This window comes from Paractinoplanes aksuensis (genome assembly GCF_024137025.1).
GTDB lineage: Bacteria > Actinomycetota > Actinomycetes > Mycobacteriales > Micromonosporaceae > Actinoplanes > Actinoplanes aksuensis.
In genome coordinates, this window is record NZ_JAMYJR010000003.1 from 225432 (window position 1) to 237817 (window position 12386).

2 protein-coding genes are annotated in these 12386 nt (G+C 71.9%); one reads left to right on the plus strand and one right to left on the minus strand.

Features of this window, described 5'->3' with window-relative positions:
* The first annotated feature begins 353 nt into the window (after nucleotides 1-353).
* Nucleotides 354-10904, plus strand: a complete 10551-nt coding sequence (locus M1L60_RS05395) for a hypothetical protein (protein ID WP_253236160.1) — start codon at nucleotides 354-356, stop codon at nucleotides 10902-10904.
* On the opposite strand, the gene M1L60_RS05400 is transcribed toward M1L60_RS05395, so the two are convergent.
* Complete coding sequence (locus tag M1L60_RS05400; protein WP_253236161.1) at nucleotides 10892-12370, minus strand: glutamate-cysteine ligase family protein; 1479 nt, start codon at nucleotides 12368-12370, stop codon at nucleotides 10892-10894. The genes M1L60_RS05395 and M1L60_RS05400 overlap by 13 nt on opposite strands.
* Nucleotides 12371-12386 lie beyond the last annotated feature (16 nt).

Below are 12386 nucleotides of genomic sequence, written 5' to 3' on the forward strand. Positions count from 1 at the left end.
CGGAATACGTACGTCAAGCGGCCATTTTTGCTCGCTCGGGCCGGCTGGTCGCGGCTGAAACGGCCCGCATCGGGCGTGGTCGATGCCGATCGACTGACGGCGAAAACCGTTGCGGCGCAACGTCCGGAGGCGTTTTTGAGGTGGCCCGCGGCGTGCTCGCGCGCGGCCGGCGCGTTCCACTGAGGAATCGGCGGGCCGGCGGGCCGAATTTGATATTCGGGGGTCACGGGCGGGGCTGCTGGGGCGGATGTTACGAGAGGGGAAACGCTAATTGCTGGCAGTTGTCTGAAAGAAATGGCGAGACATTCGGCGAACGAAGGACTTATCGCTCCGGACGCCGTGAAAATCGACTCGTGCTCTTCCACAGGCGTATTCCGGTCAAGCAGCTGGCTCTCCTGGTGGTCGCCGTCATGGCGCTCACGCTGGTCTGGAGCCCTGGGGCCGCCTACGCGGCCACGTCCGTCACCACCACGGCCAACGCTCTGCGGGTGGGCCTGACCGTGCTGGGTCTGCCGGTCAACGTGACTACGCCGGCCACGGCCAACTGGAACGGCGGGACGGCGGTCAGCAACACGCTGCTCAGTGCCAACATCCCGAACGTGGCCACCACCGGCGTCGTGTCGACCAGCGGAGGCCCGTCGGGGGACGGCGCCACGGCCGAGGGAAGAGTCGCCGGCCTGAACCTGCTGACCAGCACGATCAGCGCCGACGCGGTCGGCTCGACCTGTCTGATGACGAGCACCGAGATCAGCCGGACGGTCACGACGGCCAACCTCAAGCTGCTGGGGGCGCCGGTCACAGTGCGGGCCGACGGCACGATCGGCATCAACGGGGTGCTCACGGCCACGATCGACTACCAGGACGCGACCTGGAACACGAGCACCGGCGCGCTGGCCTATACGGTCCGGGCCATCGACCTCAAGCTGCTGAGCGCCCTGGGTGTGGTCGCCGGCGGCAACGTGGTGATCGGTGAGTCGATCTGCCGCGGCAACGTCAAGCTGGGCGCCGTCACGAGCGCCGGCACCTCGGTGGCGCCCGGCCAGTCCGGCACGCCGACCGTCACGGTCAGTAACACCGGGGACGTGGCCGCGCCGAACACGACCATCCGGATCCCGAAGCCCAACGCGACCTACTACACGCTCGGCGCCCCGACCGTGACCGGCGGCGGCACGTGCGACAAGGACGGCAACGCGAGCTTCATCGTATGTACGGGCGTCACTGTTCCCGGTGGGGGCACGGCCAAGGTCTCGCTGCCGGTCACATTGAAGTCGACCGCTACCGCCGCCGCCCCGGCGTGGGCACCGGCAGCGAACTCCATCACTGCCCAGAGCACCCCGATCGCTGCGGCCGACACGGTCAGCATGACCATCAACGGTGGTGGCACCGCCCTCGCGACGGCCCTGCCCCGCACCACCACGGGTGGCACGATCACGGTGACCCCGGCCGCTCTGGCCGCCGGCAAGACGGCCCCGGCCACAGTGAAGATCACCAATGCCGGACCGTCGGACGCGGACGGCGCCACGGTCACCATCCCGATCGGGAACGCCCCGGCCGGAGTCAAGGTCAACTCGGCCACGTCGACCAGCGGCACCTGCGTCACCGACTCCTCCAACGTCGTATGCAGCAATGTCGCCGTCGGCGCCGGCCAGGACGTGACCATCACCCTGAACACCGCCGCGACGGTGTCCACCCCACCCGGTACGACATGGGACCTGGCCAATATCACGACCACGCTGAACAACAAGACGATCACCGGCTACGGCCGGGTGGCGACCGTCAGCGACCCGGACGTCAACATCGACAACGGTGTGTCGATCACCCCGGTCGCCGGCACCCCCGGCGGGGCCAAGGTCAACGCCACCGTCAAGATCACCAACGTCGGCATCCAGCCCGGCTCGGCCACCGTCACGTTCCCCGCGGTGCCGACCGGCTACACGATCGACACGGCCGGGATCACGGCCGGCGGCGGCACCTGCACCGTGACCGCCGGGGTGCTCAAGTGCACCGGCGTCACCGTCCCGAAGATGACCGGCGGCACCCCGGGCAGCGTGACCCTGACCGTCCCGGTCACCCTCGCCTCCAACGTCACCGCCAACACCGGTGACTGGACCGGGGCGGTCACAGCGGTCGCCGGCGACTCGACCGGCACCGCCACCGGCACCCTGGTCAACGCCGTGGTCCGGGCCAACCTCGCGGCCGCCGCCCGAGGCCCGGCCGTCCGTACGGTCAGCCCGGGGCAGTCGACCACGATGACGGTCGACATCGACAACCAAGGCCCGTCCGACGCCGTGACCGTGCCGTTCGTGGTGGTCGCCCCGCAGAGCACGACGTTCGGCCCGCTCACCGGTGCCGTCGGCAGTGCTTGCCAGCTCGTCACCCCCGCCTCGACCCCGCCGCCGCCCGGGAACTACGCCGCCAATACGGCGGTGCGCTGCACGGTGACGCAGAAGCCGGACGACCCGATCCTCTCGCTCGACCTGCCGCTGCTGGTGTCGGCTACCGCGGACGCCTCGACCCCGCTCGGCGGCGGTTGCGTGAGCCTGGACAACGACACCACCTGTGGCGGATCGGCCGATACGACGCTGCCCAGCATCACGCTGCGGGCCAAGCTGGCCGACCGGCTCACCGTGCTGGCCACGCCGGCCACCGTCACCCCGGGCAGCAGCGGGATCGGCAAGATCACCCTGACCTCGACCCAGGCCGAGACCGATGTCAAGATCACCGTGCCCAAGGCCGTCCTGCCCACGGGCTTCTCGGTGACCGCGGCCACCGTGCCCGGCGGTACCTGTGACATCACCGGCGCCTCGGCGATCGTCTGCACCGGCGTGCCCCTGGCCGCCAACACCCCCAAGGACATCCAGCTCACCGTCCAGGTCGCGGCCTCGGCCACTGCCACCCAGACGTGGACGGCGGCCATCGCCACCGAGACCGGGGGCGAGAGCGTGACGACCTCCGGCGCGCTGGCCACCACCGGCGTCCCGGCCTACAAGCTCGAGGCCGTCGTCGGGGTGCCCACAGCCGGCACGATCGAGCCCGGCGGCACCGCCAACGTGCTCGTCACCGTGACCAATAAGGGCCCGTCGCTGGCCACCGGCGCCTCGTTCACGGTCGCCGCCCCGACCGGCGCCACCTTCGACGACCAGAACCTGCCGGGCATCTGCACCGTCAACGCCGACAAGAACCTGCTCACCTGCACCACGACCCTGGCCGTCAACGCCGCCACCGCCCAGCTCACGCTGCCGCTCAAGGTGGCCGCGAACGCCGATCCGGACAAGGCGATCAGCGGCAGTTGCGTCAACCTCGACGGCTACCCGGGTTGCGGCGTCAACGACGCCACGATCCCGCCGATCACCCTCAAGGTGCCGGCCGCGGCCCAGGTCGGCTTCGCCTCGGACACCGTCATCGTGACGCCGGGCGGCACGGTGACCCCGGGCGGCACGGTGACCCTGAACGACCCCGTGCCGGCCAAGCTGCGCGTCTCGGCGACCCGGGCCCCGCTCACCGGCACCGTGGTCACCATCCCGCTGACCCCGCGTCCCACCGGCCTCACGGTCACCACGGTGACGCTGACCGGCGGCGGCACCTGCCCGATCAGCAACGATGTCGCGACCTGCACCATCCCGACGATCAACCCGGGCACGCCCCAGGAGATCAACGTGAACCTGGTGGCCGCGGCCAACGCCGTCCCCGCCACCTGGACCGTGTCCGGCATCGCGGCGGCGATCACGGCCGGCACGGTCACCGCGGCCGACCAGGCGCTGGCCCGCATCGGCGACCCCGTCAACCGGGTGACGGCGACCGTCACCGTCCCGAACACGCCGATCCTGCCCGGCGGCACCGGCACCGTCGGGGTCGTCGTGGACAACACCGGCCCTTCGGACGCCCTGGGCGCCAAGGTCACCGTGATCGCTCCGGCCGGGGCCACCTTCACCGCCCCGGGCCCCGCCGGCTGCCCGGTGGCGAGCGGCGGCAAGAGCGCCACCTGCACCTTCGACCAGACGGCGGCCGCGCCCGCGACCACCTTCACCTTCCCGATCGAGGTCAGCGCCAACGTCCAGGCCGGGGCCGACCTGACCGGCGGCTGCGTCGACCTCGACCGCAACGGCATCTGCACCGCGGCCGACGGCACCTTCCCGCCGATCCCGGTCGACGTGCCGCTGCAGGGCCGCCTGGTCGTCACCACCACCCCGGCCACGGTCGTCCCGGGCGACCCGGTCACCAAGACAGCGAAGCTGACGCTGACCTCCGGCGCCGACATCAGTGACCTCGTGGTCTCGACCGCGACCGCGGTCCCCGCCGGTCTGCAGGTCACGGCGGTGACCGCGCCCGGCGGCCTTTCCTGCAACCCGATCGCCAACGGCACCTTCAACTGCGGGGACGTCGACCTGACCGGCCCCGGCCACAACGCCGAGATCACCCTGACCCTGAAGGCGGCGGCCAACGCCGACCCGGCCACCTGGACGCCCGCCTTCACGATCACCGGCGGCGGCCAGAACGCCACCGCCGGCGGCCCGCTGGCCGTGATCGGGGCGGCCCAGCCGACCCTGTCCGCCGTGGCCACGGTCCCGTCGACCGGGACGCTCAATCCCGGTGACACCGCGACCGTGAACGTGTCCGTCACCAACTCCGGCTTCTCGGACGCCAAGAACCGCACGGTCATCGTGACCGCGCCGACCGGCACCACCTTCGATGTGGCCACCCTGCCCGCCGCCTGCCAGGCCCTCGTGGCCACCCGCGTCCAGTGCACCGTGAACGTGGCCGCCGACCCCAACGCGAGCGCCGCCCTGGCCCTACCGGTCGTCATCCCGGCCAACGCCGACCTGTTCACCAGCATCGGCGGCGGCTGTGTCGACTACGACGGCACGCCCGGCTGCGACGCGAACATCCCGAGCATCACGCTGCGGGCCCCGGTCGACCGTCGCGCCGCGGTCAGCGTCACCCCGGTGACGGTCACGCCCGGCGACAGCGGCGACGCCACCGTGCGGGTCACCGCGGAGAACGGCGCCCTGTCCGGCTTCTCGATCGAGATCCCGCTGACCCTCGGCGCCGGGCTCACGCTCGGGTCGATCAACCCGGGCAGCCCGACCTGCGCCGTCACCGGCTCCACGGTGACCTGCACCCTGGGCAACCTGGCCAAGGGCGCCTCGCAGGACATCACCATCCCGGTCGCGGCCGGCGCCGGCGTCGCCGCGGGCGTCACCGCCACCGCCGCCAACATCAAGATCCAGGACAGCACGGGCCCGGTCACGCTGACCGGCGTCCGGCCGCTCGCCGTCACCGGCGTCCCGCAGGTCACCCTCACGCCGACCTTCGGCGCCGTCAGCGCGGTCGAGCCCGGCGGCACCGGCAGCATCCCGGTCACTCTCAAGAACGAGGGCACGTCCGACGGGCTCAACACCAAGTTCAGCCTGGTCGCGCCGGCCGGGGTCACCTTCGGCACGCCGCTGCCGGCGGGGTGCACGGCCGACCCGGCCAACACCCGGCTGAGCTGCACGGCCACCATCGCCGCCGGAGTGACGGCACCGACCTTCGCCGTGCCGATCGTCGTCGACCCGACCGTACGCCCGACCGGCACGATCACCGGCGGCTGCTTCGACCGCAACGACAACGGCGTCTGCACCACCCCGCCCGACGTCGACCTGCCCGCCATTCCGCTGACCACCCGCTTCGACCAGGAGGTCACGGTCCGCGTGAACCGGGCCCAGCTGTCCTCACCGGCCGACACCAAGACGGCCGACGTGATCATCACCTCGACCAAGGTCCAGAACGTCGACGTGTCGATCCCGATCACCGCGCCCGCCACCGGCTGGACCATCGGCGCCGACAGCGGCTGCACGGTGAACACGAACGACATCACCTGCACGGGGCTGGCCCTGCCGGCCGGCTCGAAGACGATCCAGCTGACCGTCACCACGACCAACGCGGCCGACGGCGACATCTGGGACGCCGGGGTCAAGCTGACCGGACGCGGCGGCGCGACCACCACCACGAACAGCCAGCTCGCGCTGGTCGGCCCGGTGCCGTACGACCTGAGCGTGGCCGTGAGCGGCGTGCCCGGCAACAACGGCGTGCTCCCGGGCGACACCGTGCCGCTGACCGTCCAGGTCACCAACAACCCGGTCACCAACCTCACGTCGGCCACGATCAAGGCGCCGGTGGTCATCACCGCCCCGGCCGGCACCACCTTCGGCACGCCGCTGCCGGCCGACTGCACGCGCACCACGCCGACCACGCTCAACTGCCGGGTCGACGTGTCCGCCGTCGGCCCCCGGGCCACCTGGACCGTCCCGGTCGTCATCCCGGCCAACGCCAACCCGGCCACGCCCATCGCCGGCGGCTGTGTCGACCTCGACTCCACACCCACCTGCGACGGCTCGATCGGCTCGTTCACCCTGCGCAAGCCGCTCGGCACCGTCGTCGGCACCGGCGCCATCACGACAGCGACCCCGGCGCCCGGCCAGAGCGGCACCGCGACCGTGAACCTGACCGCGGCCGAGGTACGGCCCAACCTGGGCGTGACCGTGAGCCTGGCCGACCTGCCGGCCGGGGTGGACGTCACCGCCGTCCGGCTCGGTGGCCGCACCTGCGCCATCGCGGCCGGCACGGCGACCTGCCCGGCGACCAACTTCCCGGACACCGGCCCGACCCAGCTCGCCGTCGACTTCACGACGGGCTCGGCCACCCTGCCCGACAGCACCTGGCGTCCCACCGTCACCCTGACCGACCCCGGCAAGGACTCGGTCGCGCTGCACCCGCTGGTCTTCACGGTCAGCGCACCGACCTCGGACACCTCGGTCGACCTGGTCCTGCCCGCGTCGGGCACGGTGCTGCCGGGCGGGACGGCCGACATCCAGGTCACGATGAACAACAACAGCGTCTCCGACAACCCGAACGCGACGGCCACGTTCACCGCGCCCGCCGGCACGACCTTCGACCTGGCCGGCACGACGGCGGCCGATTACTGCACGGCCGACTCGGTTACCCAGATCACCTGCCGCTCGGCCCTCGCGGCCGGGGCCAAGGCCCAGTTCCGCCTCAAGGTGAAGGTCGCGAGCACGGCCGGCTCGGGCGCCGCGGTGGCCGGGGGCTGCGTGGACGTGCCCGGCGGCACCACCTGCGACACGAAGATCGAGTTCACCCTGGGCAAGCCGTTCGCCGACCAGGCCCAGCTGGGCTTCACCCGGGCCGACGTCGTGCCGGGGGCGATCGAGAGCGGGTACGTCACCGTCACCACCGACCGCGCGCTGAACGGCCTGACCGTGACCGTGCCGTTGGCCGGCAAGCCGGCCGACCTCGAGATCGCGGGCGCCAGCAGCCCGACCGGCGCGCCCTGCACGGTGAACAACAGCGAGATCACCTGCAGCGGCATCACCGTGGCGGCGGCCGGACCCGATCAGCGGCTGGTCGACGTACGCCTGCACCCGGTCTCACGCACGCCGGCCAGGGTCTCCTGGTCGCCGACGGCCACGCTCAGCAACGGCACGGGCGGCACCAGTCAGAGCAACGGGGAACTACTGCGCACGCTGGCGCCGGTGCCGCGGGTCACCTACACGATGAGCGCGCCGTCGACGCCGGTCGCGCCGGGGAGCACGGCCACGATCACCGGCACGCTCGACAACACCGGCTTCTCGGATCTGACCAATGCCTCCGTACGGGTGAAGGCTCCGACCGGCACGACGTTCGGCTCACCCCTGCCCGCGGGCTGCACCGCGGTCGGCAGCTCCCTCATGGACTGTGTCGTCAACCTGCCCGCGGGGGCCTCGGCGCCGGTCTCGTGGTCGCTACCGATCCAGATCCCGGCCAACGCCAATCCGAACACGCCGGTCACGGGAGGCTGCGTCGACTTCAACCGGGACAACACGTGTGGGGCGGGCGAGCCCGTGCTGCCGCCGATCGCGCTGACGGCGACGCTCGACCAGGCCCTGACCGTCCGCACGCCCACCGGCGGCGGCGCGACGCTGACGCCCGGCGTCACCGGCACGGTGACCGTGACCGTGGCCTCGACCCAGGCCAAGAACGGCCTGACCGTCACCATCCCGACCGACACACTGCCCAGCGGCCTGCAGGTCGTGCAGGTCCGCAGCGACGCCGGCTCCTGCGCCATCGGCGACAAGGCGGTGACCTGCACCAACGTCGGCGTCACGAGCGGCGGCACGGCCGACGTCGTGCTCACCACCCTGGTCGCGGGCAACGCCCCGGCCGGCACGTGGTCGCCGAAGGTGCTGGTCTCGCAGGGTTCCCAGTCGACCGAGCAGACCGTCTCGGCCGCGGCGACGATCGGCGCCCCGCGCACCGACCCGAAGCTGACGGTCAGCGTGCCGGTCTCGGGCACCGTGCTGCCCGGCGGCACCGCCACCCTGACCCTGGTGGTCGTCAACGAGGGCCCGTCGCAGGCCACCGGTCTCACGTACACCGTGCTCGCCCCGACCGGCACCACCTTCCCGGCGCTGACCGGCCCGGCCGCGAGCGCCTGTACGCGGGTGACCGACAAACAGCTCAACTGCACGGTCAACGTGGCCGGCAACGGGCGGACGTCGGTGCCGATCGCCATCGCGGTCGACCCGACCGTCAGCGCGGCCAACCCGGTGACCGGCGGCTGTGTCCGCTCCACTGTGGGCACCACCTGCTCGCCGTCCGACTACTCGATCCCGTCGATCACGCTGTCGACGCCGCTCAGCGGCAAGCTGCAGATCGCCGGGGCCCCGGTCACGGTCGTGCCCGGTCGCAGCGGGTCGGGCGTCCTGCGGATCACCGCCACCGGCGCGGTCACCAACGCGACCGTCACCATTCCGCTGGCGGCCAAGCCGGCCGGCTTCACGGTGACCGGCGTGAGCGGGCCGCAGGGCTCGACCTGCACCAACGGCGCCACCGAGATCCGTTGCACGGGCGTCAACCTGGCTACCGGGGCCAACACGGCCGTCACGGTGACGACCAGCGTGGCCCCGAGCGTCACCGGGACGCCGAGCTGGCAGGCCACCGGAATCACGGTGACCGCGGCCGGCGAGACCGTCACCGGTGGCGCGGCCCAGCTGATCAGCGCGGGTGAGCCGGTCGCGGCGGTCACGTTCAGGCCGACCACGCCCAGCCGCACCGTCAAGCCGGGCGAGACCACGTCGCTGACCGTCGCGGTCACCAACGCCGGCCCGTCCGACGCGACGCGGAGGACGGCCACCCTGATCGCGCCGAACAACACCAGCTTCGGCCCGCTGTCCGGCCCCGCCGCCACGGCCTGCACGGTCACCAGCGCCAGCGTGCTCACCTGCACCTACGACCTGGCCGCGGGGGCGACGACCTCGTGGACGGTGCCGCTGCAGGTCTCGGCCGGGGTCAAGGACGGCGACAAGCTGACCGGCGGCTGCGTCTCGGCCGACGGCAACCGAACCTGCGGCGACAGCCTGGACGTCTCGATCGACGACACCCCGGTCAACTCGTCGATCAGCGAGACCGGGACGCTGACCCTGGACGGCGCGGTGGTACCGGCCGGCGAGTCGGGAACGGCGCTCGTCCGGTTCTCGGCCACCACCGCCTTCACCGGGCTGACCCTGACCGTGCCGCTGAGCGGCCTGCCCACCGGGTTCAGCGTCACCGCGGCCTCGGTCGACGGCGCCACCTGTGCCGTGGGTCAGACGGCGATCACCTGCACCGGGATCGACCTGGCGGCGGGAGAGCCCAAGGCGCTCGCGCTCAGCATCGACGTCGCGGCGACCGCGTCGGGCACCGCGGCCTGGCGGGCCAACGGCATCACGCTGAGCGACCCGGACGACGCGGATGACAAGCTGACCACCTCCGGTCTGCTGGTCAGCACCACCGCCGCGCCGTACTCGGTCGCGGTGACGGTCGGCAGCCCGTCGGTGACGGCGCCCGCGCCCGGCCAGACCACGGTCCTGCCGGTCACGCTGTCCAACGCCGGGCCCGGCGCCGCCGACCCGTACGTGGCCACGATCCGCCTGCCCGACGGCGCCGTCGCCGGCACGCTGCCCAGCGGTTGTGTGGCCGGAAGCTCGGCCCGCACGGTGGTCTGCACCCTCTCGCTGGCCGCGGGCGCCTCGCGCACCATCCAGCTGCCGATGACGGTCAGCCTCGACCTCAAGGGCGGTGAGACGCTCACCGGTGGCTGCGTCGACCAGGCGCTCAGCACCACCCCGGAGCCGGACGGCGCGTGCGGCGGCGACGCCGACGTGGCCATCCCGAGCATCCCGGTGGCCCGCCACAAGGTGAACCTCGCGGTCGAGTACGGCAAGCCGGCCGTGACGCTGACCCCGGGCGCGGCGGTCGTGATCCGGGTGCCCTACACCAACGACGGCACCGAGACCGCCGACAACGTGCGGTTCACCGTGCGCCCGCCGGCCGGTGTGGTCGTGCGTTCGGCCGCGATCCTGCTCGAGACCGGTTCGGCCGAGTCGCTGGCCGCGGCGGCCGAGACCAACACCGTGGCCGCGACCTGCATGCCCCTCGGGGGCGGCGAGGCCGCCAACGCGGTGCTGTGCGAGGCGCCCGACCAGGCCGCCCTCGAGGGCAGCGAGCTCTGGCTGACCATCGACGCGTCGGGCAGCACCAAGTCCGGTGTCCAGCCGATGCGGGTGACCGTGAGCACGAGCAGCGCCGACGGTAACTCGACCGACAACACGGTCGAGGTCCCGCTCAAGTTGACGGCCAAGGCCGACAGCGACAACGGTGACGGCGGCGGGGACGACGGGGACAACGACGACGACAAGGGCGGCGACCTGCCCAAGACCGGCCCGGGCATCGCGGGCGCGCTGCTCACGTCACTGCTGATGATCGTGGCCGGTGTGACCATGCTGCTGTCGATGCGGCGGCCGGGCGCGATCGCGACCGCCGGGCGGGCGCCCGCCGTGCACGTCGCGCGGCACCGCCGCCGGGCCGGCGACGCTCAGGACGGGTAGGGCCACTCGTGCACGGGGAGGTTCTCGTGCATGAGCGGCAGGTAGCGCCGCAACATCTCGTGCAGGGCGCCCTGGCGGTCGACACCGTCGGCCTCCAGGGCGTGCAGGGTCTGCACCTGCCAGGCCGCGCCGTTGCGGTGGGTCAGGCAGCGCTGCTCGATGATGCCGAGCAGCCGGTCGCGTTCGGCCTGCGAGACACCCCACCGCTCGAGCCCCTGGTGGGCCATCGGCAGCAGCCGGCGCAGCACCAGCTCGGTGACCTGGATGTAGCCCAGGCCGGGCCAGAACACGGTGGCGTCGATGCCGTGCCGGGCGCAGGTGTGGAAATTCTCCTCGGCCGCGCTGAAACTCATCTGCGTCCACAGCGGACGTTCGGCTTCGGCCAGCGTGCGGATCAGCCCGTAGTAGAAGGCGGCGTTGGCCATCGTGTCCACAACGGTCGGTCCGGCCGGCAGCACCCTGTTCTCCACGCGCAGGTGCGGGCGGCCCTTGACGACGTCGTAGATCGGCCGGTTCCAGCGGTAGACGGTGCCGTTGTGCAGCCGCAGCTCGCTCAGCTCGGGCACCTCGCCCCGCTCCAGGATCTCGGCCGGGTCGAACTCGTCGCAGATCGGCAGCAGGGCCGGGAAGTAGCGGACGTTCTCCTCGAACAGGTCGAAGACACTGGTGATCCAGCGTTCACCGAACCACACCCGCGGGCGTACGCCCTGGGCCCGGATCTCTTCCGACCGGGTGTCCGTGGCCTGTTCGAACAGGGGGATGCGCGTCTCGCGCCACAGCTCGCGCCCGAACAGCACCGGCGAGTTCGCGCCCAGCGCCACCTGAATCCCGGCGATGACCTGGGCCGCGTTCCAGTACGCGGCGAACTGGGCCGGGCTGACCTGCAGATGGAACTGGGTGCTGGTGCAGGCCGACTCGGGGGCGATCGTGTCGGTGGTGACGGCCAGCCGGTCCACGCCGTCGATCCGGATGTCGAGGTCCTCGCCCCGGGCCGCGAAGATCTGCTCGTTCAGCAGTTTGTAACGGGGATTGGCCGAGAGCGCGTCGTCGGTCATGTGCTCGCGCCGCAACGTCGGCAGGATCCCGATCATCACCGTGTGCGCGCCGACCGTACGGGAATGCTTCTCGGCGTTGTTGAGACTGGCCCGCAGGCTGCGTTCGAGATCGGCGTTCTCGTCACCGGCCAGGCGCCGCGGCGGAACGTTTATCTCGATGTTGAACTGCCCGAGCTCGGTCTGGAAGTCGGGGTCGGCGATCGCGCCCAGCACCTCGGAATTGCGCATCGCCGGGTCGCAGTTCTCGTCGACCAGATTCAGCTCGATCTCCATGCCGGTGAGCGGCCGTTCGAAATCGAAGCGGGACTCGCGCAACATGGCCGCGAAAACATCCAGGCTGCGGCGAATCTTGTGCCTGTACCTGGCGCGGTCCTCACGGGTGAAGTTGGCCTGATCGACGTCCTCGCCCACGGCGCACCACCTCTCT